This is a genomic window from Nostoc sp. CCY 9925 (genome assembly GCF_963920935.1).
Taxonomy (GTDB): Bacteria; Cyanobacteriota; Cyanobacteriia; order Cyanobacteriales; family Nostocaceae; genus Nostoc.
The window spans coordinates 26932-50796 of record NZ_CAWUDO010000006.1 but is presented as its reverse complement, the minus strand read 5'-3'; the positions used below and the strand labels follow the sequence as shown (position 1 = coordinate 50796).

Sequence of the window (23865 nt, the reverse complement as noted above, 5' to 3'; positions counted from 1 at the left end):
CCCGATATCAAGCACTATTCAGTACAGGTGCTATGCCCAAACGCCTTCTTGTCGTAGAATCTCCTGGAAAAGTCAAAAAACTCAGTCAAATCCTGGGTTCAGAATGGATTGTTCGCGCTAGCTGTGGCCATATCCGCGAACTCAGCAATGAAGGTGAAGATTCATTGGGTTTCAGCATGGATGGCAGTAGGGTCAAGTGCAATTATATTCCCCGCGACCAACGAGCCAAGGAAACCATTCAGCAACTAAAAGCCGCAGTCAAACAAGTTGATGAAGTTGTTATCGCCACCGACCCAGACCGAGAGGGAGAAACAATCGCTTGGCATATCAAGGAAGTGCTGGGATTAAAAGAACCAAAACGAGTAATTTATACAGAAATTACAACATCAGCAGTTCGAGAAGCGATCGCCAAACCCAGAAAACTAGATTTAGACTTAGTAGGTGCGGGACTGTGCCGCGATTGTCTTGATAAACTAGTCGGTTATAAGGGAAGTCCCCTAGTTTGGGCATTAAACAATGGGGCAAAAAGCGTCGGTCGAGTTCAAAGCGCCACATTGCACTTGATTTGTCAGCGGGAAAAAGAAATTCAAACATTTGTACCCCAAGACTACTGGAGTGTTTGGGTAGATTATGCCGAAGGATTCCGCGCTTTCTACAAAGGAACGGCGAATTCTGACGCAGACACGCCAGAACAAAAAACTGAAACTAATGATGATGCCGCAACCAGTACAACACAAGCACCAGAAAGCAAACGTATTCTTTCAGAAGCAGAAGCAAACAGGTTAGTTGAAGAAGCACGCCGCCATCCTCATCAGGTTATTAAGTTTGAAGGGAAAATAGTTCAACGCCAACCACCTCCTCCATTCACCACCTCCACCTTGCAACAAGCAGCTGGTTCCAAACTGAGATTTTCTCCAGACAAAACTATGCAAGTTGCCCAAAAGCTTTATGAGGCAGGGTTAATTACATATATGCGAACAGATTCGGTGATGTTAAGTCCTGAATTTTGTGCTAGTGCGCGTCAGTGGTTAGAGCAAAATGACCCGCAGAATGTACCGCAGTCCTTAGCCAAACATCGCAGTGCTAAATTGGCTCAAGAAGCACACGAGGCTATCCGCCCAACAGATGTTTTCCGTCCTTCAGCAGAATTACGGATAGAATTGCCGACAGATGATTTTAACCTGTATGTAATGATTTGGAAACGGGCGATCGCTTCTCAATGTCATGCCGCCCAACTCCGCAAAACTCAAATAATTACTCAATCTGGAAATCTGCTGTGGCTTTGTAATGGACAAGTAGTTGAGTTTTACGGTTATGCTCGGTACTGGAATAATATCAGTAAAGATACAGTCATACCGCAGTTGCAACAGGGGCAGATACTGACATTAAAAGATGCACAGCATGAGAAGAAACAAACACAACCGCCGCCTCGATACAGCGAACCAAAACTAGTGCAACTAATGGAACGCAAAGGTATTGGTCGTCCCAGTACATACGCTCCCACCGTCGCCACTTTGAAGAAGCGGGATTATGTGCAATTGACAAAAGATAGTCTGCAACCAACGGCTTTGGGTTTAGAAGTTGATGCATTTTTACAAAAAGCCTTACCGGATTTACTAGAGGCAGAATTCACCGCTAAGATGGAAGATGCTTTGGATGCGATCGCCATTGGCAAACAAGGCTGGCAACAATACTTAAGTACTTGGAATCGAGAATATTTTGCGCCAGCTTTAGCAAAAGCCAAAACTGTGGTCGTGAGTACTGGATCTCCAAACAAAGCTTTACCGGGGCGAGAACGCAAATATGAAACTTCTAAAAGTCGCTGCCCTGAATGCAAAAATTTTCTCGCTAAAATTCCCAGTAGCAAAGTCAAAAAGAAGTACTTCCTCAAATGTGTTAGCGGCTGTGAAAACATCGTCCTCTTTTGGAGTGACGTTAACAAAACTTGGGAATCACCTCGAAACAAAGTATCCAAGGATGAAACTGTTGCGAAACCTCCAGCTAAGCTAACTTCATATTCTTGTCCAGTATGCAAAAAACCATTAGAAGAATACAGCTACATTAAGGAAGGACAGAATAAAACAATGCTACGTTGTTCTAACCCCCAATCCCGCCAAGACAAAAAACATCAGCAAGTAGCTTATTTTTCTACACAAAAAGGTTGGTGGAGTCCTAAATTTGGCGAGTTAAATTAACTTCTAACAACTTTGACTAAATCAAAACTAAATCAAAAATTGAAATATCGTAGGCTGGGTTGAGCAACGAAAACCATAGTTTACTACGATTAGATTAGGACTTGCTTCACCAGATTTATATCCACGTTTTGCAGCTGAAGTTGCTGGATTAAGTTCACCATCTATTGTTTTATTAGATCAAATCAGGGTTATCGACGTTAACCGCATTGTCGATTATCGGGGGAGTTTGACACGTGATGAATATCAACCTATTTTGATAGGTCTTCAGCGTAGATTAGTCCTTGATTTTATTTTTACTATTAATTATTTTGCTTTTAACTACTTTACACAACATAAGCTGAGAAAGACGCAAAGAAAAAATTTGGGAGAAACTAGAACGTCTTATAAAAAATGCACAGCAGCAAGTTCTAGATTTTGTCGAGTTTTCCTTTATTCCTATCTAACTTTTCTTGAATAGCATCTCTACAGAATTGTGCAGGGTTCTCTTGTTTCTGTATCTCTTCCTTCATTTCCTTGGTAGCTCTAAAAGTAACATTCTCGGTTAAATCTCTGCTTGGTGGATTATCGAAATTTTCGGGCTTACCTTTGGACTTAGACATTTATGTAGAAACGTAACTATAGCTTGAAGTCGGCGCAAGCGTCGGCATAGAGTTTTAAATCGGTGGTGTTATCACTCGCGAAAATGGTTCACCACCGATACCACTTTTATCAAGAGGTAATTCTATGTTTACACGTTCAGAACTCGAAATAAAGACTGTTCCTGAATTACAGGATTTATGCCGTCGATACGGTATCCGCCCTACAGGAAGTGCAGCATACAAAGCTAGCTACATTACTTCATTGCTATCTTTCCCGTTGATAGCTGTAAACCAAATGGAGGAAGGCAGAGGATTAAAGTCACCAACACTTGCTTCTATTCAGGCGTTTGGTTCAGCTATAGATGAGATGAATTCTCCCACCGCAGAACAAATAGCGCTAATTAGAATTTCCCTGGAAGGTAAGAGAATGCGTTACCCAGATAGATACAACCAAGAAGAGTTACTAGCTTGGCATATGGCGAAAATGAAACTTGAACAGGTGATAGCACTACTCGGTAGGTAATCTCTCAATTCACGGTATCTCATCACAGCATTCCTCAATGGAGTGCTTTTTTATGTTCTACTTGCTAAATTTAGTTACTAGAGTTTGGTAGGGTGCGTTATGGACGTTAGACTTCTTGCAAAAGTCCTTTTTTTTGCTCTCTTCTTTGGATCTTTGCGCCTGCCTTTGCGTGAGACAAAAAATTATTTATGCAACAGGTCTATTGACGGTGCGTTACGCTGGCGCGATAACGCACCCTACTGGCTATCTTTTATTATCTTTACGCGTTTTCTCTATATGAGCTTTATGTGGCTGTAAGTTGTTAAAAATCAAAGAATTACATAAATTTCTTACCCTAATTAACAGTATTCCCAAACGGATAGCACTGTCTAACTAGTTACCTAGTATTACTTGAGTTTTGGCGAACCATTTAAAGTACTTATCTTGACGTTGCAAAAAAGCAATAAACTGTTACAACATCAAAGATGTAGAATTTTTGTTGAATTCAAAGAGCATCTACAGTTTCATTTCATTGTCATAAGGTACTCAGCATGACTGCAATCACCCCGAAGGCTTCTTCTGCGCTTCCCAATTTTTCTGAAGGAATTCAATATTTTGGCGAAGCACTACCAGATTTTGAAACTTATGGTGCCACCCCTGCGATAGAATCGGGCAATGTAGCGATCGCATCTCCCACCGATCCCGCAGCAGTGTATCAAACTTTACTCGCTGCCGATGCCCTACGCTATTTAACTTTACAAATTACTGGTAGTAAAGCCTCTGGACACCCCGGCGGATTCGCCAGCCAAGCGGAAGCTTATGCATCTCTTGTCATGCTGGGATACAAGAACATTATCACCGAAGTCGGACACCACGCCCCCGGATTTTATAGTGCCATGTTCTTGGATCGTTCGCTAGAGGACATGGGAATTTCGACAGTCCAACAATTGCGCGATCGCTTCCGAGAAAAGCACGGACTTTTAGGACATCTTTCTGGTTATATACCTGGTATTCTCGCACCTGCGGGGCCTTTGGGACAAGGGCAACACTTTGCAATGGCGGCTGCACTGCTGCACAAAGATAAGTTATTTCCTTTTACAGTTGGCGATGGTGGATTGGGTGAGCCTTATATTGTAAGTGCGATCGCACATTTTCATACTGCTTATCCTGCTGCTACCAATTTCTTACCGATACTGGTGTGGAATGGTTATAGCCAAGAACACCACAGCATGGTTTCTCTCAAAACTAACCAACAAATGCAAGCATATTGGCAAGGTAACGGTTTTGATGAAGTCGTGTTAGTGGATGCTAAGGATTTCGACGACCAAAACCAACCAGGGGATTACGTTGATAGTACCGTTTTTTCCTTTGAGAAGCGCCTAGCATTTACCCAAGCAGTACTTTCGGGTGTAGATAAAGCAGCGCGATCGGCACTAGGTGGCAAGCTTACTGTTTTTATTATTAAACAACTTAAAGGTGCAGGAGTCCACGCGCGGGGTGCAAAATCTCACAACCTTTATCCTAAAGATACATTGGATGCACCGCATATTGTCAGTGCGTTGCAAACTCGCGCCTTATCTGCTGATGCTTGGCAATTAGTTAGAACAAATGCCGAACGCGCAGGTGGCGGCCCCGCAGCCAAAACAGTGGTCACAGAATTTGAATTACCATTGCCAGAATTAGGTGAATTACCTTTAGAAGAATATGCAGTGGGTGGCGAACCAAAAGTTTCTACAACTGCAATGGGAAGATTAGTAGGAATAGTTGGACAAAAAGATAAAAATTTCCTTGTCACCAACGCCGACGGTAACGAAGCTTCAGGAATTGCTAATATCAACCAAGCATTAAAAATTATTCACCCGACAACCGACGATTTATATAACCAAGCGCCAAACGGACAAGTTTACGAACCTTTGAGCGAAGATGCTTGTGCAGGTTTAGCAGCTGGTTTGTCGTTAATGGGTGCGAGAACTTTGTGGTGTTCTTACGAATCTTTTGCCATCAACGGATTACCCATTTGGCAAACAGTAACCCAAGCAATGGCAGAATTGCGCCGTCAAACTCCTTCGACTATTACTTTATTCACAGCTGGCGCATTAGAGCAAGGACGTAACGGTTGGACTCACCAACGTCCGGAAATTGAAGCTTACTTTGCTTCATTAATGCGAAATGGAAATGTTTTTCCATTATTTCCTCCCGATGCTAATAGTATCCAAGTTTGTTATGACTGGGCATTGCAAACTAAAAATAAGGGAATTGTGATTACTGCAAGTAAATCACCATTACCAATTCGCACTACTTTAGAACAAAATCGCCAAGGCTTACAAGATGGTGCAGTGGTGTTGCATGAAGTCCCTGGCGAGAAGCAAGTTGTATTTGCTGTCATTGGCGATATGACATTAATGCCAGTATTTGAGGCGGCTACTTTCTTAGAAAATGAAGGTATTGGCGCAAAGATAGTTTCTGTGATTAACCCCAGACGTTTATATCGTCCTCATGATACTGCTTGGGATACCTGTTCAGAAGCAGATGGCGGTTTCTTAGATGATGCAAAATTTGCCGAATTATTTGATGGTGATGCGTTAATTGCTGTCACAGGTGGTGCCGCGGCGATGCTAGAACCAATTTTGTTACGGAGTACAGCCAAGCGCGATACTTTTGCATGGAAACGCGGCGAAACTACAGCTAGTGCTGGTGAGTTGATGGCGTTTAATGGATTGACTGCTGAAGGATTAACCAAAAGAGCGATCGCTTTAGTGCATTAAAACTGCGTAGGCGTAGCCAGCCGTAGGCATCGTCTTTGATTTTATCGCAAATATACGTACACAAACGCTGAAAAATTGCGTTGAATGCGTATATTCGCGTTTTTTTTATTTAAAAGAACTTTTTGTGTATTGGGATTAGAAATCCAAAACCTGATTTACAGCCACGATCGCACAAATAATTTTACCTGATGGCAGAAAGCGATCGCACTTTGGCGATCGCCTCCTTCACATCAACAACAGAGCATAAGCTCATATACACTACGCAGCGATTTTTGTCAACTAGAAGCTTTCACAGCAGCTTCGGCTTGGGAGTGCAACAACAAACCATATTCCAACCCTTCCACCACAGCTTGATAGGAAGCTTCAAGAATGTTGGTAGAAACTCCTACCGTAGTCCAGCGTTGATGACCATTGCCCGATTCTACCAAGACGCGGGTTTTCGCCGCAGTACCCGTATGTCCGTTGAGAATCCGCACTTTGTAATCCGTCAAATCAAAAGTTGCAATTTGGGGATAAAAGTTCACCAAAGCCTTGCGTAAAGCTGCATCCAACGCCGCAACCGGGCCGTTACCTTCCGCTGCCTCTAGAATATTTTTACCTTCAACAGCGACTTTGATTGTAGCTAAAGCGTTGCTGGTTGCTTTCCCTTCAATCAAGTCACAGTGGACTTGAAAACCTTTGACTTCAAAAAACTTTGGGCGTCCTCCCAAAGCTTCATGCATCAACAGTGCAAAACTGGCTTCTGCTGCTTCAAATTGAAATCCTTCACTTTCCAAATCTTTGAGGCGGTGGAGAATTTGCTTAGCCTCTGCCTTTAGTTGATCTAATTCAATGCCAAAACTGCGGGCTTTGGCTAAAACATTGCTAAGTCCCGACTGTTCCGAAATCACAATGCGGCGACGATTCCCGACTTTTTCCGGTTGCATGTGTTCGTAAGTCAGGGGATTACGTTCCACAGCGGATACATGAATACCACCTTTGTGTGCAAAAGCCGAACGTCCAACAAAGGGGGCGTGTTCATCAGGAGCCAGATTAACCACCTCACTTACAAAACGACTTGCTTCTGTAAGTTGTGTTAGCTGGTCTTCTGTGATACAACTGTAACCCAGTTTAAGTTGTAAATTGGGAATCAACGAACAGAGGTTAGCATTACCGCAACGTTCACCATAACCGTTAATTGTCCCTTGTACCATCTTTGCCCCTGCCATAACGGCTGCTAAGGCGTTAGCAACCGCCATTTCCGAATCGTTATGGGTATGAATTCCAATTTGGGGTATTGTCCTTTGTCCTTGATCGCTTGTCATTGTCTCTTGACAAATGACTAATGACAAATGACTAATGACATCTTGCACAATTTGGCTAACTTCGTGGGGCAAAGTGCCGCCATTAGTATCGCACAGGACTAGCCACTCAGCGCCAGATGCGATCGCTGCCTCTAATGTCTGTAAAGCATAACCCGGATTGTGCTTATAGCCATCAAACCAATGTTCGGCATCGTAGATCACGCGACGCCCTTGAGAACGGAGGTACTCAATTGTGTCACGAATCATTGCTAAATTTTCTTCTAATGTCGTCTTGAGTCCGGCTGTGACATGTAAATCCCAAGACTTGCCAAAAATTGTTACCCAGCGAGTTCCCGCAGCCAGAATCGCTTGTAGCATCGGTTCTTCTGCCGCAGAAGTGTTGGGGCGTCGAGTCGAACAAAAAGCGACAACTTCTGAATGTTTGAGCGGATCTTCTTGGAGTTGCCAGAAAAATTGTACATCCTTGGGATTGGCGCCAGGCCAACCGCCTTCAATAAAAGGGATTCCCAGTTGATCGAGTCTTTTAGCAATGCGTAATTTATCTTCTATCGATACTGATAGCCCCTCGCGCTGAGTGCCATCCCGTAATGTAGTGTCATAGAGCCAGAGTTGAGGCGAAGAAATTGTGGTCATAAAACTCGGACCGACGAGACAACTTTCGAGGCAATATGTCAATATACAACAAAAAGCCAGTTTGGCAATTTAAAAAATGCCTAAGGTACTAGCTCAAGGAAAAACAATTGAGTGTGAACAAGGAAGCAATCTCCGCACAATTTTGCTGCAAAATGGTATTGACCTCTACAATGACGGTGCTAAGGTAATAAACTGTCGGGGTATTGGCAGTTGTGGTACCTGCGCGGTTAAGGTAGAGGGCGAAGTATCAGCAGCGAATTGGCGCGATCGAACACGTCGTTCGCTTCCTCCCCATTTTCCTACAAAAGACTTGCGTTTAGCTTGCCAAACGAAGATTTTAGGCAACGTGAATGTGACAAAATTTGATGGATTTTGGGGACAAGGTTCTCAAATAGTGTGGACACCAAAAGGTTAAAAAGGAGTAAAACAAGATGGGTAGATGGACACCCTTAATATTAATGGCTGGAGGTCTAGCCATTTTGCTTGGTACATTACTAGGCATAAACTTTCCTATGGGCGTACAAACCGCCAACAATCCTGGTGGCAAAGCAGCGAAAGTCCTGCCAGCTAATATTAATGTTAATAGCAGTGCTGGCAGCCAGAACAATGAAACTGCAACTGACGAAACTGAAACAACCCAAACAGATACAAACAGACGTACTATTGTAGCCCCAAGGTCTGACAACAACAACAGAAGCAACGTTGCCCAGAATCCTTCAGACACTACAACAGAGGTTGATACAGACACTTCTGGCACAGAAACGCCATCAAGCAATTCTGGCAGCGAACCGATTCGAGCTTTGTGGTAAAGGTTGTTAGTCTTTAGTTATTCCTTTATTAGTTATGATTTATTAGTCATGCACTAATGATCGATCGCTAATGAGCAATGACTAAATGACTAATGACTAGTGAAATTGTAATTATTGGTGGCGGTGTTATTGGTTTAGCGATCGCCATTGAACTTAAACTGCGCGGGACAAATGTCACCGTGCTTTGTCGTGATTTCCAGGCTGCTGCTACCCACGCCGCCGCCGGGATGTTGGCCCCAGATGCCGAAAAAATCCCGGATGGCGCAATGCGTTCCTTGTGTTGGCGATCGCGTGCTTTATATGCCGACTGGACGCGTAAACTAGAAGAATTGACCGGCTTAAATACCAATTATTGGCCTTGTGGTATTCTGGCACCCGTTCTTGAAGAGGACGCGGGGACGCGGGGACGCGGGGAGGCGGGGACGCGGGGACGCGGGGACAGGGAGAGATTACTCAACGCCTCAGTGCCTGATCTAGTCTCCACTCCATCTTCTTTCTTTGCGTCACCGCGTCTCCCAGTCTCCGCGTCTTCTTCTCCCGCTTACTGGTTAGAAAAAGAAGCAATCCATCAATATCAGCCAGGATTGGGAGCAGAGGTAACTGGTGGCTGGTGGTATCCTGAAGATGGACAAGTTGATAATAAAGCCCTAGCTCATGTACTGCGGACAGCGGCCGAGTCTATTGGTGTTGAACTCAAAGACGGCATTACAGTAGAAGGACTTTTACAGCAACAGGGACAAGTTGTTGGCGTGCAAACCAATGCCGGGGTAATTCGCGCCGCCCACTATGTTTTAGCCTCCGGTGCTTGGTCGAATGAGTTGTTACCGCTACCAGTGCGTCCCCGAAAAGGACAAATGCTGAGCGTGAGAGTACCGGAGATTGTACCGGAATTGCCTTTGAAGCGGATTTTATTTGGGCAAAATCTTTACATTGTACCGAGACGCGATCGCTCCTTGATTATTGGGGCAACAAATGAAGATGTTGGTTTTACACCCCACAACACCCCAGACGGCATTCAAACATTACTGCAATCTGCCATCCGGCTTTATCCGCAATTAAAGCATTATCCCATACTCCAATTTTGGTGGGGATTTCGCCCAGGCACTCCTGATGAGTTACCCATTCTGGGCACCAGCCATTGTCAAAATTTAACCCTTGCCACTGGTCATTACCGTAACGGGATTTTACTTGCGCCTATAACAGCAGCATTGATAGCCGATTTCATCTTAGAACAAAAATCTGACCCCCTACTTGCTGATTTCCATTATTCGCGCTTCCAGTCGAAGCCATCTACCCACACCCCAATGCTGACTCACTCCGCCAATTTTTCCAACGGACACCGTACCGCAGACGCCATGAATCGCGTCTCTACAAATTCGCCACTGATTATTGCGGGCAAAACCTTTCAATCCCGCTTGATGACAGGAACTGGTAAGTATCGCAGCATTGAAGAAATGCAGCAAAGCATCGCCGCCAGTGATTGCGAAATTGTGACTGTAGCAGTGCGGCGAGTACAAACCAAAGCCCCTGGACACGAAGGTTTAGCAGAAGCTTTGGATTGGACAAAAATCTGGATGTTGCCCAATACCGCAGGTTGTCAAACTGCTGAAGAAGCGATTCGGGTGGCACGTTTGGGGCGAGAAATGGCGAAATTGTTGGGACAGGAAGACAATAATTTTATAAAGTTAGAAGTAATACCCGATCCTAAGTATTTACTCCCAGACCCTATTGGGACATTGGAAGCAGCAGAACAACTAGTTAAAGAAGGTTTTGCAGTATTGCCCTATATCAACGCTGACCCCATGTTAGCCAAGCGATTAGAAGATGTAGGCTGTGCTACGGTGATGCCTTTAGCGTCGCCCATTGGTTCTGGACAAGGGCTGAAAACAACCGCCAATATCCAAATTATCATCGAAAATGCAGGTATACCAGTGGTGGTAGATGCTGGGATTGGTTCACCCTCAGAAGCCGCCCAGGCAATGGAATTGGGAGCAGACGCTTTGTTGATTAATAGTGCGATCGCCCTTTCTCAAAACCCCGCAGCAATGGCTCGTGCCATGAATTTAGCCACAGTTGCCGGTCGTTTAGCGTACCTTGCTGGCAGAATGCCCATTAAAGACTACGCCAGTGCTAGTTCGCCCCTAACTGGGACGATTACTAGTTAGGGAATTGGGCATTGGGCATTGGCATTGGTTATTTCTCCCCATGCCCCACTCCCCAATGTAACGATTTGTCTACCAATTTCAGAGCCGATCTACACATTTATGTAACATTAAATGAAGAATAAAGATAAAGGAATTAATTCATGCCTTATACAACCGAAGAAGGCGGTCGCCTGAACAATTTTGCTAAGGAACCAAAGGTCTATCAAGCACAACCCCCTACAGACGGGCAAAAGCGAACCTATATCATACTAGGAATCGCCGCTACAGCTTTGGTTGGTGGCTTAATTTCAGTCGCTTTCTTAGTTTCCTAAAACGGTTGAGTGTAAAACATTTTAATAAAAGTTCATTTTTGTAGTTTTTCAGGTTCCGATTTCAGGAGGAACCTGCTTTTTTATTTTTTGTTAAAATTAGGGTAGTAATTAAGTATAATTACATACTTAATTATTCTACAAAACTGGGATAAATAGTCTTGTTTGGAGTTCCACCGAACAGCTTTCTAATTAGGATTTTTAATCCAAAATCCTTCGACTGAGCGACTTGTACCGAGTGAAGCTATGCACTGACTTGTACTGAGCGGAGCCGTTGGCGCAGCCTCTCGTAGAGAAGGAAGTCGAAGTGTCGAGGTAAGCCGAAGTCCAAAATTGCTATTATCCTTAGCAGCACAACATCTACTTCAAAATTATTTTCATAATCAAATTTTTAGCTGACTTCGATGCACCCATAAAGGTGATATGTACTGTGTTTTGGCTCTTTAGCCGCCATGAGCGTGAATGATACTGCACACAACGACAATTCTACTTGGAATCGGCAAGTCTACCAGCGTTTAAAACTTGCCTTAAGTCTTGGTTTACGGCGACAAGTTTTTTTGGCAGTATGTGATGATTTACACTTGAGAAACCAAGTAGCAGCCCGTTTGCATTCTACATTGGCTTATCCTGTGGGACAAGTGCTATATCAGCCATCAAATACCCAAGAAAATAGCACTCCAGCTTATCCGCGATTAGTCACGTTACGTTTAAATTTAAACGATCCCAATCCCGTAGCTCAAATCAATCAATGGTTGGCTAATTATCCGCCGCCAATTGTTGGAGCATCAAAAGATACTCCAGGAAGACCTTCTCCAATACCAGCATTTCAGATTGTAGGTGTGGAGCAGCTAACCAAGCAACCGGTAGCAACACAGCGTTTATTTTTGCATTATCTCCGGTTAAGTGAGCAATATTTCTCTACCCAAGAATCCAGTCGATTTTTAGAATCTAACTTGCTGTTGTGGATACCGCGTCCTTGGCTCTCTGCTATCCAACAATCAGCACCACAGTTTTGGCGTTGCCGTACTGGCGTATTTGTGTTTGCTGGAGAACCGACACCAGCAACTCAAAATTCAGGCTATCCAGAACGTTTTTCTAATTCTAGAAGTTTGGATGTCGGGAATCTTGAGCATTCTATTTTAGATGAATCTGTTAGCCAAGCAGAACTCAAAACAACAGTTAGCGAATTAAAATTTGAGAATAATTCTGATTTTCCAGCACAGACACAAGAAAATAGGGTAGATAAAACCCAGAAAGCTGCGGCATCAATCATAGATTTATCGAAGACTGTGCCACAACAGCAGGAATCTACTATTAGATCTGGCAGTGTAAACGATCAGCAATTGCTGTCTTCTTTATCCCATATTAGCAGTGAATTAACGGAATTAGTACTAGCATCAATCAATACTAAGATTATTCAAGATACAGAAGATTACTGGCAACCACAGCAGATTTTGTTGGACATTGAAGAATTACATTTACAGCAAGTTCCTGGGGAAGTACTGGCAGAAGCTTATCATCGCTTGGGCAACTTATACCGTCTCCGAATTGAACAAGGAGAGTCAACTTTAGAAAATTTGATGGTGGCAATTCTCGCCTATCAACAAGCAATTAGCTATGACGAAACTTCACCACAAATCCCAGATATTTTGAATGACTTGGGAACACTTTATTGGATGCTATCCCGCACACCACCTAATTCTGAAGAGGGACAAAGTTATATAGAACAAGCAATAGAATTTTATCAGTTGGCGTTAAATACAATGTCATCACAGACACATCCAGAAACTTACGCCCGCGTGCAAAATAATTTAGGGACAGCTTACGGTGATTTAGCCCGTTTTTCTCACCCGTCTGAGAATTGGCAACAAGCAGTTTTAGCTTACAGTGAAGCGCTGAATTACCGCACAGCGGATATGGATTCATTAAAGTATGCTGCTTGCCAGAATAACTTGGGTACTGCTTACTGGCATTTAGGGCAATATAATCAACCGATTGTACATTTAAAGCAAGCGATCGCAGCTTACAAACAAGCACTTGTACACTACAACCCCCAAGAGGAACCGCTCAAGTATGGGATGATTCAAAACAACATTGGTACTGCCTATTGGAACCTCGCACAATACGAACAACCTGCCGAAAATTTACAACTAGCTATTGATGTCTATAACGAAGCTCTGAAATATCGTACCCCAGCTAATGTTCCTAGCGCCTGCGCCGCAACGCAAAATAATTTGGGTACTGCCTATTGGCATTTAGCAAATTTATCCCAAACAACTAAAGAAGCACGGCAAAAATATCTACAACTATGCATTAGTGCTTATGAAGAAGCTATAGCTTTAGCTCATTCACTTAGCGGCAATCCTTTAAGTTTTGATTTGCTTGCCTCTCATAATAACCTGGGACTGGCACATTATCAACTAGTAACAGATAAGTCTTTTAATGGCGACAAGGCAACACGTTCTCAACATCTAGAAATAGCATTAGATCATCATTTACAAGCTCTAAATGGATTGAGTAAACAACCAGAAGCTTATCAAACAACTTTCACTTACATAGTAAAAACTATTCGGGTTTTTCATAATGAATTAGGGATACAAGGTCAAAATCTGGCTTTATCGAAAGTTCCGAGTCAATTGTTGCCAGAAATTTTGTCAAAGCTATAGTACGGAACAGGGAATAGGCAATAGGCAATAGGCAAGAAATAAGCTTGAAAGTCTCTTAGTGTCGGTTTTTTAGAATCAGTTTATGTCTTCAGATACTGATAAAATGAGCAATAGAGCGATCGCCATTCAACTCTGCAACCGAATGGAAACTTGACATCGCTAACTATAACTGCGGACAATTTCTGATAGAACAGATGTTGAACTGAATCTGCTGGGGCAAAATAGAAGACATGACGATTGAATCGAATTCCTCAAATCTACCAACCCCAGAACCTATCCCAGAACACGACTTGCAGCCAGATGACTTTGATGGTGGTGCAACTGAGAATCATCTCTCCTCAGAAGCACTAGCGACACAACAAGCACTAGCAGCTATTTCATCTTTGCAATCTTCCCAAAATACAACGGCTCTCAAACAAGCTCGTTCTGGCTTCAGACAAACCATTAGCAAGCAATTCACAGTCAAGCCCAGAGCATTGCTGCTGATTTTTGTAGCGATCGCCACCACTCTGGTGGGAGTTATCCTGAATAACTGGATCGTCGGCTTGGTGGGAACTCTAGTAACTTTGCTGCTATCCCTAGCAATATTATTGCCTTGGTTTCTAGAAGTTTTTGACGAGTGGTTTTCGCCGATAGAACGGACGCTGTTTGTTGGCTTTTTGGGGTTAATCATCGCCATTATCGGCTTGATCCGGTTTACAGGTGTTGGCGATCGCTTGCTGCTTTTAGGACGCCAAATTAACTGGGAAACTGCTGGTAGCCTAGCCGAATGGTTTGGCGCTTTAGGGCAAATTCTCATTGCTATCATCGCCGTTTACGTAGCTTGGCGACAATACGTGATTTCCAAAGACTTGACAATTCAACAAAATCTGCTAACGGTTCAGCAAAATATTATCACCCAGCAGCAAACAATTGATTCCTATTTCCAAGGCGTTTCAGATTTAGTATTAGATGAAGAAGGATTATTAGAAGATTGGCCTCAAGAAAGAGCGATCGCTGAAGGACGCACTGCGGCAATTTTAAGTAGTGTCGATGGCAGTGGGAAAGCCAAAATTCTCCGCTTTCTCTCACGTTCCAAACTGCTATCACCCCTAAAACGGGACAGTCGATTAGGCAGACCCATTCTCGATGGTGTGGGTGGTTACGCCGAAGACCGCCTTGAAGGTGTGCGCGTCATCGATTTAGGCGTAATGCTGGCAGCAGCCGACCTTTCCGGTACCGATTTGCGTTGGACTGACCTCAGCGAAGCTAATCTTGTCCGTGCTAATCTCATGGGGTGTGACTTAGTAAAAGCCAACCTCTCCCGCACAATTTTATATGATGCCAATCTCACTGGTGCTGACCTCAATGGAGTTCGCCTATTCTACGGTGTAGTAGAAAAAGCATCACCCCGCAGTCGCACCGAACCACCAGATTATCAAATCGGTGAACAAACTGGCGCTGTAGTGGAAAAAGCCGATTTCACTGACGTGCAAAGAATGTCTGAGTCTGCACGTTACTACTGTTGTGCTTGGGGTGGCGAAAAAACTAGAGGTACTATTCCTGGTGGTTGTGAAGGTATTCCTAACAAGTTAGGACGATAGTTATCAGCAAACAATTCACAAGCAAAGCCGCAGGCGCTCCTTGGCGGAGCCAAAATATTTAAACTTCTGAGTAAGAAAAGTAAGAAAAGACTGAATATCCTCTAGATTATCCCAAACTTCTGCAAGCGATGTCTACGTTTTGCGTTGGTTCACCCACCGTGCCGCCTCAATAGCAGATGCGAACCGCAGAGGCACCCAAGAAACCCGCACTTCTCCTGTGTTGGGATTTGTTGCCTTGAGGAACTGCATAGGCTGGACATTAACTCGCTTTCTAACGATACGTAATAATTTGTATTCTTCCCAAGAGTCAATTTCGACTGTGTTCATTTTTTCTAACAAGCGTACCCAGCCCATACCGTCGAGTTTACGCGTGCGTTCCAGCTTGATTTTTCCGTGGTCTGCATACAGGCTATATCCATCTGCAAAGGCTATGGCAGGTGTATCTTCAGCGTGGAGATGGTTGTTGCTATCAATACTGATTGTGGTGGAATGGTTGCAGATAATAGCGATATTTTGAAAGAAGAAAGTCCATCCACAATTTTGAACAAATTCTTCTAAAACTAATAGTTTATTTTGAAATTGGTGGTAGTTAAAACTATGAATACAAAAGTCAAAATAACTACATCCTGCAATTAAAGTTTCTGGTTTGCGACAGGAAGAGAATATATTTTTAATTAAATTGCGATGCCTACGGCTGGCTACGCCTACGCGTTTACCAAAATGTTCCTCCAAAACATCTCCCCACTGTATTTCTAGCTGTTCTTGCAAGAATTTGGCATACTCTTTTGCCAAATGATTGTCAAACAAAGAATGTAAATTTTTTTGTAAATCAATAGGTACTCGTACAAGCAAATCGGATTGCAAATTACTGTAAATTCTCCTCCAGTAGGAACTATCTATTGCATCACCCAGCATTGTCTGAGAACCGATTTTGAGGAAATTCCAGATGTACTCAAACGCTGCGTTAGGGCTATCAACGATAATTATTTCAGGTTCGGTGAGTTCGAGTGCAGTATATATTGCTCGAACTGCATCTGTAGCGTTTTGTTGGTTAATGTGTTCAGTCGATAGCCCAATGTGTTGCCATTTTTCTCGACATCGGGATATGAATGCACCTTGTTCTGGTGTCAGATAGTCGGCGGACATAGCAGGTATGTGAAATAGTGGCTATCTTGTATTAAAGCAGGTTATTTGACTTGGTTAGTTGAATTTCAAAAATTGCAACTTCATGATAAATCCTCTGAAAGAACAAATTGCACTTGGGAAAATTCAATAAATTGCTGAAAACGATCCAAAAGAATATAACAGAAAAATAGCTCAAACTATATTAAATAAGTTCAATTGAATAATAACCGATTGATAATTTAATACTGTTCAATGATAGAAAATGTAGAAGATAGTAAAAATTTACTCTTGATTCTGGTGTATATTGCTAATCTCAGTGTTATTTATTTTGAGTTTTGACTTTTTATTTTGCTGACTATTTAGCTAAATTTAATCTCATCCCCAATCTAGTTACTATGACAGTGATCGCCATTAAATTAAACTCCATCATCCAACTCACCGACAACCAATTTTATCAACTGTGTCGGGAAAATCCTGAAATCAAATTTGAACGCAACGCAGCCGGAGAACTCTTAATCATGCCACCCACAGGCGGAGAAACTGGAAATCGTAATTTTGAAATTTCTGTTGAGTTCGGAATTTGGAATCGCCAAACTCAATTAGGAATTTGCTTTGATTCTTCCACCTGCTTTAAACTGCCCAATGGTGCTAACCGTTCTCCTGATGTCGCTTGGATTATAAAAGAACGATGGGATGCACTCACACCCGAACAAAAAGAAAAATTCCCTCCAATTGCCCCAGATTTTGTTTTAGAGTTAATGTCACCCAGCGATACTTTGCGAGAAACCCAAGAGAAAATGCAGGAATATATTGATAACGGAGTCAAATTAGGTTGGTTAATTAATCCCAAAATGCGCCAAGTAGAAATTTATCGTCTTGGCCAACTAGTGGAAATATTAATATCCCCACAACAATTATCAGGAGAAGATGTTTTACCAGGATTTATTTTAAACTTATCAATCATCTGGAGATAGATATTTAATTATGACAGCGATCGCCATTAACTTAAACCCCATTATCGAACTCACCGACAACCAATTTTATCAACTCTGTCGGGAAAACCCGGAAATTAAATTTGAACGCAACGCAGCCGGAGAACTACTCATCATGTCACCCACAGGTGGAGAAACTGGAAATCGTAATATTGAAATTGGTGCAGATTTTGTGATTTGGAATCGCCAAACTCAATTAGGAATTTGCTTTGATTCTTCCACCTGCTTTAAACTGCCCAATGGTGCTAACCGTTCTCCTGATGTCGCTTGGATTATAAAAGAACGATGGGATGCACTCACACCCGAACAAAAAGAAAAATTCCCTCCAATTGCCCCAGATTTTGTTTTAGAGTTAATGTCACCCAGCGATACTTTGCGAGAAACCCAAGAGAAAATGCAGGAATATATTGATAACGGAGTCAAATTAGGTTGGTTAATTAATCCCAAAATGGAGCAAGTAGAAATCTATCGTCTTGGTCAACCAGTGGAAATATTAACATCTCCTCAACAATTATCAGGAGAAGATGTTTTACCAGGATTTATTTTAAATTTTTCAATCGTCTGGAGATAAATATTCTGTTAGCAAAAATCATTGCTGAATAGCACGTAAAACTTCTAATTCGCTAGGATGAGTAACAACTTTACGTAATCTATTACTAAAATAGATTACTTGGTAGTCAAGCACAAGTTCTTTTTGTAGTTGTTTCCATAGACTAATCCCTTCATCCTCAAAAGCCGCTTCAGCTTCTAGACTGGAAAAACCCAGGGAATCTCCAGGATTTTCCCAGTTCAATTTTGCATCGTAAACTTCTGCCCATTTTTCCAAACGGCTAATAGTTTCTTGATTTAATGGCAGTGTTTCTGGATCAATATCACCAGCTCGATCAGAAGTCGCCCACCATAATGGGTAGCATCCATAATCAGCCATGAGTTTGATTTTTGCTGCCATAGTCTCTCTACCGAGTTATGGGGAAGTTCTGGGGTTAGCACCAACTATATAATTATCGCTTACAGTCACAGAAATATACTGGGTTTTGCCATTGAAGGTAACTTCATAAATGGTACGAGTTTTCCGTCTTCCTTGATAACCAGTCACTCTACCTTGAGTAACAGCTGCAATTATCGCATCTGGTATCTGCTCTGGTTCAATACCCTGATTTAGGAACTCCAAAGAATGTTGTTCCAGTATATGCTGGAGTCCTGCTTCAGTATTTCCCTCTTCTAAAAATAGAATTTTACCATCGCCTTGCTTAGCAATCCGCACAATTTTTTCTGGACTGTGCTTAATCCCAGCCTGAGACAGTGCCGCTAATAATGCCGCTTTGTCATCGTTCATATTTAATTTAGTTATTTTAAATAATTGTGAAAATAAATATATAAAAAATCATATGAAATATATAATAACTGATAATTTAAGTAGTGTCACTCTATATTAATAATTAAACAAAAAAAATAGGGGCAAAGAGTATACATAACTCCTTACCCCTCAATCTTATCGATGAACCACTAAACTAGGCCCCGACAGCTTCCTTCGCAGCGTACAACACCTCAGCATTAATTTCTTTGAAACCCCGATCGCGGGCAAATTTTTCAGTATTACGCTTCACTTTACCGCGCACAAATCCCGGAATTTTGTTCAATTCTGCTTGACCATCTTTTGTCCAGCTAAGGTCAGAATCAGCAGAAATTCCTTTAGTAATTACTTCTTTTGTATCATGACCTCCGAAGATTTCTAAAAGATGATCTTCCATTCCTAAAGTGAAGGAATTGTAGATCAAATCTGTAATCTGATTTGTACCTTCGTAACCCATAAATGGTTTGTAACCAATGGGGAAGTTTTGGACGTGGATCGGTGCAGCAATCACACCGCAAGGTATATCCAAGCGCTTACCAACGTGGCGTTCCATTTGGGTGCCGAAAATAGCAGAGGGTTCGACGCGAGCGATCGCATCCCCAATTGCGCCATGATCGTCTGTAATCAGCACTTCATCGCAATATTCGCTCACCTGTTCGCGGAACCAGTCTGCATCATATTTGCAGTAAGTTCCAGCCCAAACTACGTGAATCCCCATTTCCCGTGACAAAATTTTGGTGATGGCGGCGGCGTGGGTGTTGTCGCCAAACACCACTGCTTTTTTGCCAGTCAAATTCTGACAGTCAATAGAACGGGAGAACCAAGCAGCCTGTGATACATACAGAGTTTGCTCATTGATGAAGTCTTCGTAGTCAACTTCTGCACCTTGGGCGTTAATTACCTGTTGAATTTTACGGATACACCGAGCAGTTTCCACTACACCCATTGGAGTAATGTCTATATAAGGTGTGCCGAATTGTTCTTCCAGGTAACGAGCTGTAGTCAAACCGAGTTCACGGTAAGGCACCAGGTTAAACCAGGCTTTGGGCATCTTCTTCAAGTCGTTCACTGAAGCACCTTCGGGAATTAAGGTATTTACCTCAATCCCCAAGCCAGCCATCAGCCGTTTGAGTTCGGTGCAGTCGTGATTATTGTGGAAACCGAGAGTGGTAGTACCAATAATGTTAACTGAGGGCTTTTCGGTTTTGCCTTCTGCTAATTCGCCCCGCTTCCGGGCTTTTTCAATGTAGTATTGGACAATTTGATCGAGAGTGCGATCGGCTGCTTGCAGTTCGTTGTAGCGGTAATGGTTCACATCCGCCAGCATTACGTCCCCTTTCGCTTCCAGCTGCGCCCGTTCCACAAAGTTGTGCAGATCTTCTTGCAAAATGCTAGAAGTGCAGGTGGGAGTTAACACAATTAAATCTGGGTGTTCCTCGGCATCTTTGCGGGTGATGTTATCTACCACCTTTTCCTGAGAACCGCGTGCCAAAACATTGCGATCTACGACACTAGTTGTCACCGGAGTGAAATTCCTCTCCCGCGATAGCATTGAGCGCATGACGTTGAAGTAGTCATCGCCTAATGGGGCGTGCATGATTGCATGAACGTTCTTGAAAGAACTAGCGATTCGGAGAGTGCCGATATGGGCTGGGCCTGCATACATCCAGTAAGCCAATTTCATTAGTCCTTCTCCCTTTTCAACTAAAACAACACGGAGTCCGATAATATTTGGACTATAAGTGCATGATTATTTATTCAATCGTTTTTGATTGTCGCAAAACTTGTATCTCTGATGAAGTGAAGACTTGTAAGGGTTTTATCTGGAGTCAGTAGGCATAAGCATCGCCCAAACCTTGTTCCTGATTGGAATCTAGCTTCTGACTTTAACAACATTTCTGTTGCTTTTTTAAAATAAATCTTAATTTTTCGGCAAATTTGTTTTCAATTCTGGATCGTGTGTTAACAATCATCAATAAATGGAGACAATTTAGACCAGAATTCAAAATACAAGAGAGGAGTGCTGAAGACTCCTCTCCTATATTCTGTTTAGATAAATTAACTTAGAGAGATGCTAGTTACTGCCGAAAAATTTCTACTTTTTCTAACACTACCTCTTGATTTGGACGGTCTCTAGTTGTAGGCACATTGGCGATGCGCTTGACTATATCCATACCTTCGACAACTTCACCAAAAACACTGTGTTTGCCGTCAAGATAGGGTGTTGGTACTTCTGTAATAAACCATTGCGAACCATTAGTACCAGGCCCTGCATTTGCCATTGAAAGGATACCCGCACTAGAGTGTTTCAACTCTGGATGAAACTCATCTTCAAATCTATATCCCGGCCCACCAGTACCCCAGCGGTTGGCCATATCCGGATAACGACTTAGGGGATCGCCACACTGAATCATAAAATCAGGGATGACTCGATGAAAGCGAATCCCATCATAGGCAGGAGTACCCTTGAGAGATTGACTGGTTTTAGGATCTTTCCAGTCGATTGTTCCAGTTGCTAGACCGACAAAATTTTTGACAGTATTGGGGGTTTTCTCTTCCTCTAAACGAACTACAATTTCGCCTAAAGAAGTAATTAAACGAGCGTGAAGTTTGCCACTACCGGGAATATTAATTTCTGGAAAATTCATGAACTATCCTATGAATGAAAACTGCAATGATTTGAGCTATTATCAGCATTCAAGTTACAGGTTTACAGATTACCAAAAAACTCAAGCAAAAAAAATTAAGAAAAATAAGATTTTACTCTGGTAAATTAATGGCTGGATTGCGGCTAAAGAATCCTCTAGGTACTAGCTTAAATCCAACTCGATGGACAGGCATCACAGGCCAATCTTCCGATCGCGGAATATGAGTCACGCCCATTGTGTACCATAACACGATATCTTCACCCAGCAACGATTCATCATCTGCAATATATTTAGGTAAACCCTCTCCTGGTTGAGTTTGATTCGGATAATCGCCACCAGCATAAAGTTCACTAGGTTTATATTTTGTTACCCAAACATGGTGTGTGGCGAATTCTGCACGTTCCCGGATTTTTGAGCCTTCCACAGGAAAAAACATGGAATTTGCTTCTGGCATCAGCATATATCCAGGCGCAGCACCAAGAGTATTCTTTTTATCTGCACTCACAATCATCCATTTTCGGCTATGTTTCATATCCAAATCGCGCACAGCAACTGTTTCTTTAGCTAATGGGTTTTCTGTAACTACCATCGCATTTCCTAAAGGATTTTTTTCATTCATGGGTGAAGCGTTAATATTCATTTCCATTATGGAATTAGCTTTACCATCCACATCCAAATCTAGACGATAGTTGAAAAAGTGTTGGTGATTTACTCCTATAATATTTTTGGCAATTAGCTGACCATAGGAATTTTCTTGGGATTGTTTTTCGTCAGCCGTTCCCTGTACCAATACAATACCTGTTAATTCGTTTTGTACTTCTAAAGTTCCATCTTGGCGAAAAATCCAATTGAGGCTGTAATCGTAGTTGTCAATTGCCACCGTCATCATCATCACTAATTCTCGATGGCGACGGACATCATTATGTTGAGTATTATACTCATAATGTTTCCAGAGCATTCCATTATCGCGTTCGTAGATCCCGATAACCCCTGGCATTTTGTAAGGTTCACCCTGTTCATCAGCAAATATCGCATCTAACAACAGACCGTTTTCTGGAATTTCCTTACCTAATTCCATTTTATTTGCTAATAAACCAAAATTATATTCTCCAACATCAAAGGCATTTCTAAATGACCAAGTAGGCTCAGGATCGCCATAAGGAACTACCATTTCCGAGAGGCTAGCGCGGTATAAAACTGGTCGGACATTTTCTCCATCTTTGTGTGTCACTTGGTAGAGCATCAAACCACTACGAGGATGCATTAAATAGCGGAAATTCCAACCTTGCCAGCTAATTTGATTATCATTAATTTGGAAACTTTTACCATTAGGTTGCAAAATTTTTAATGGTTTGGGTGGCGACAGTAATTTGCCCAAAGATTTAACATCGTAGTTCCAATTTTCTTGAGAAAAAGGTACTTTTCCTCTGTCAATAACACTGGCGATTTTACCTGTGTTTAAATTTACTGTTGCTACCACCCCTTCAATCGGACTACCGTAATAATTCCAGCGATGGCTTCCACCATGCTGTAGGCGATCGCCCATATAATAAAATAACCCCCGACAAAGACGATTACCTGTTTTTTCTTCCTGTTCGCCGAGAATTCCTGGTGCCCACCAACTGATTTTGACTCGCTCAAAATCGTTTATTCCCCGCCTTCGCATCGCCGCTTGCCATCGGGGATCGGCTTTAACTACCTGGGTTGCTAGTTCATATTCGGAATTGACGAGTGCAGGTTGGACAGACGGTATCTGTTTCCAATAAATTAAGGTTTTGGTTGTTAAATCAACAACTCCCTCAAAGGTTTTGTTTTGCGATCGCTCATAGATTACCAAAAAAGCTTGCCGCTTGAAAACTTTACCAGGTGTGAAATTTATAACTTCTTCTTTATCTGGTTCTTGTAAAGTAATAAGTGGAAAAACAGCCATTTCACTCAAAGTTTTTTCTCTTTTGATAACCGAAACAGCTGTACTAATTTCTGTCTCAGTTAACGCACTTAGAGGATGGAAAATTGAAGACTGCTGAGCAGATAATCTTCCCATTAATCCAAATGAGATAGAAATCACAACAATGATGGCAATAGCTAGCAAAAAAAAATACCTTAGCCGCTTAATCATCTTTTACATTCTGACAAAAGACTTATAATTATCTATTTCCAAGCCCAAGCCTGAAAACCGATAAATTCAGAGGCTAAAGGTAAATTAATTTAGTTGGGGAGTAGGGGAGATGAGGGGAA

The 23865-nt window shown here is 42.4% G+C and carries 20 protein-coding genes; 12 read left to right on the top strand and 8 right to left on the bottom strand.

From position 1 onward, the window contains the following. The first annotated feature begins 32 nt into the window (after positions 1-32). Positions 33-2195 (top strand): type I DNA topoisomerase, encoded by a 2163-nt coding sequence (gene topA, locus ACM0OY_RS04955; RefSeq protein WP_414567778.1) that lies wholly within the window; start codon positions 33-35, stop codon positions 2193-2195. Positions 2196-2283: 88 nt separating this feature from the next. After that, positions 2284-2652, top strand: a complete 369-nt coding sequence (locus ACM0OY_RS04950; protein WP_414567891.1) for a type II toxin-antitoxin system PemK/MazF family toxin — start codon at positions 2284-2286, stop codon at positions 2650-2652. On the opposite strand, the gene ACM0OY_RS04945 is transcribed toward ACM0OY_RS04950, so the two are convergent. Beyond that, positions 2603-2794, bottom strand: a complete 192-nt coding sequence (locus ACM0OY_RS04945; RefSeq protein ID WP_414567777.1) for a hypothetical protein — start codon at positions 2792-2794, stop codon at positions 2603-2605. The genes ACM0OY_RS04950 and ACM0OY_RS04945 overlap by 50 nt on opposite strands. Before the next feature lie 124 nt (positions 2795-2918). On the opposite strand from ACM0OY_RS04945, the gene ACM0OY_RS04940 reads away from it, so the two are divergent. Next, positions 2919-3296: a hypothetical protein gene (locus ACM0OY_RS04940; RefSeq protein WP_414567776.1), complete on the top strand. Its 378-nt coding sequence runs from the start codon at positions 2919-2921 to the stop codon at positions 3294-3296. 530 nt (positions 3297-3826) lie between these two features. Then, positions 3827-6040: a phosphoketolase gene (locus ACM0OY_RS04935; protein WP_414567775.1), complete on the top strand. Its 2214-nt coding sequence runs from the start codon at positions 3827-3829 to the stop codon at positions 6038-6040. A gap of 275 nt (positions 6041-6315) precedes the next feature. Here the strand turns inward: ACM0OY_RS04935 and cimA are convergent, their stop codons facing one another. Further along, positions 6316-7977: a citramalate synthase gene (cimA, locus tag ACM0OY_RS04930; RefSeq protein WP_414567774.1), complete on the bottom strand. Its 1662-nt coding sequence runs from the start codon at positions 7975-7977 to the stop codon at positions 6316-6318. A 76-nt stretch (positions 7978-8053) separates the two neighbouring features. On the opposite strand from cimA, the gene ACM0OY_RS04925 reads away from it, so the two are divergent. The 6 genes from ACM0OY_RS04925 (at position 8054) to ACM0OY_RS04900 (ending at position 15508) form a co-directional block, all read left to right on the top strand. Beyond that, the gene (locus ACM0OY_RS04925; RefSeq protein ID WP_414567773.1) at positions 8054-8392 is read left to right on the top strand and encodes a 2Fe-2S iron-sulfur cluster-binding protein; all 339 of its coding nucleotides are present in this window, start codon (positions 8054-8056) and stop codon (positions 8390-8392) included. A 16-nt stretch (positions 8393-8408) separates the two neighbouring features. Continuing rightward, complete coding sequence (locus ACM0OY_RS04920) at positions 8409-8786, top strand: hypothetical protein (RefSeq protein WP_414567772.1); 378 nt, start codon at positions 8409-8411, stop codon at positions 8784-8786. 92 nt (positions 8787-8878) lie between these two features. Then, complete coding sequence (locus ACM0OY_RS04915) at positions 8879-10951, top strand: FAD-dependent oxidoreductase (RefSeq protein WP_414567771.1); 2073 nt, start codon at positions 8879-8881, stop codon at positions 10949-10951. A 140-nt stretch (positions 10952-11091) separates the two neighbouring features. Further along, positions 11092-11262, top strand: coding sequence for a photosystem II assembly protein Psb34 (psb34, locus tag ACM0OY_RS04910; RefSeq protein WP_414567770.1), 171 nt, complete (start codon positions 11092-11094; stop codon positions 11260-11262). A gap of 449 nt (positions 11263-11711) precedes the next feature. Then, the gene (locus tag ACM0OY_RS04905) at positions 11712-13925 is read left to right on the top strand and encodes a tetratricopeptide repeat protein (RefSeq protein ID WP_414567769.1); all 2214 of its coding nucleotides are present in this window, start codon (positions 11712-11714) and stop codon (positions 13923-13925) included. 230 nt (positions 13926-14155) lie between these two features. Beyond that, positions 14156-15508 carry a pentapeptide repeat-containing protein gene (locus tag ACM0OY_RS04900; protein ID WP_414567768.1) on the top strand — a complete coding sequence of 451 codons (1353 nt, stop codon included), beginning with the start codon at positions 14156-14158 and terminating at the stop codon, positions 15506-15508. 132 nt (positions 15509-15640) lie between these two features. On the opposite strand, the gene ACM0OY_RS04895 is transcribed toward ACM0OY_RS04900, so the two are convergent. Next, positions 15641-16654 (bottom strand): DUF6745 domain-containing protein, encoded by a 1014-nt coding sequence (locus tag ACM0OY_RS04895; RefSeq protein ID WP_414567767.1) that lies wholly within the window; start codon positions 16652-16654, stop codon positions 15641-15643. A 374-nt stretch (positions 16655-17028) separates the two neighbouring features. Between ACM0OY_RS04895 and ACM0OY_RS04890 the strand changes: the two genes are divergently transcribed. Both ACM0OY_RS04890 and ACM0OY_RS04885 read left to right on the top strand, forming a co-directional pair. Beyond that, entirely contained in the window at positions 17029-17607 is a 579-nt protein-coding gene (locus tag ACM0OY_RS04890) for a Uma2 family endonuclease (protein ID WP_414567766.1), read from the top strand. Between the two features lie 10 nt (positions 17608-17617). Next, complete coding sequence (locus tag ACM0OY_RS04885; RefSeq protein ID WP_414567765.1) at positions 17618-18196, top strand: Uma2 family endonuclease; 579 nt, start codon at positions 17618-17620, stop codon at positions 18194-18196. A gap of 18 nt (positions 18197-18214) precedes the next feature. Here ACM0OY_RS04885 and ACM0OY_RS04880 read toward each other — a convergent pair whose 3' ends face one another. The 5 genes from ACM0OY_RS04880 to ACM0OY_RS04860 all read right to left on the bottom strand — a co-directional run bounded on the left by ACM0OY_RS04880 (position 18215) and on the right by ACM0OY_RS04860 (position 23746). Beyond that, on the bottom strand, positions 18215-18574 hold the full coding sequence (locus ACM0OY_RS04880; protein WP_414567764.1) for a hypothetical protein: 360 nt from the start codon (positions 18572-18574) through the stop codon (positions 18215-18217). Positions 18575-18589: 15 nt separating this feature from the next. Further along, positions 18590-18961, bottom strand: coding sequence for a hypothetical protein (locus tag ACM0OY_RS04875; protein WP_414567763.1), 372 nt, complete (start codon positions 18959-18961; stop codon positions 18590-18592). A gap of 175 nt (positions 18962-19136) precedes the next feature. After that, entirely contained in the window at positions 19137-20663 is a 1527-nt protein-coding gene (bchB, locus tag ACM0OY_RS04870; RefSeq protein WP_414567762.1) for a ferredoxin:protochlorophyllide reductase (ATP-dependent) subunit B, read from the bottom strand. 394 nt (positions 20664-21057) lie between these two features. Next, on the bottom strand, positions 21058-21627 hold the full coding sequence (locus ACM0OY_RS04865; protein WP_414567761.1) for a peptidylprolyl isomerase: 570 nt from the start codon (positions 21625-21627) through the stop codon (positions 21058-21060). 112 nt (positions 21628-21739) lie between these two features. Then, positions 21740-23746 (bottom strand): primary-amine oxidase, encoded by a 2007-nt coding sequence (locus ACM0OY_RS04860; RefSeq protein WP_414567760.1) that lies wholly within the window; start codon positions 23744-23746, stop codon positions 21740-21742. Positions 23747-23865: the final 119 nt, after the last annotated feature.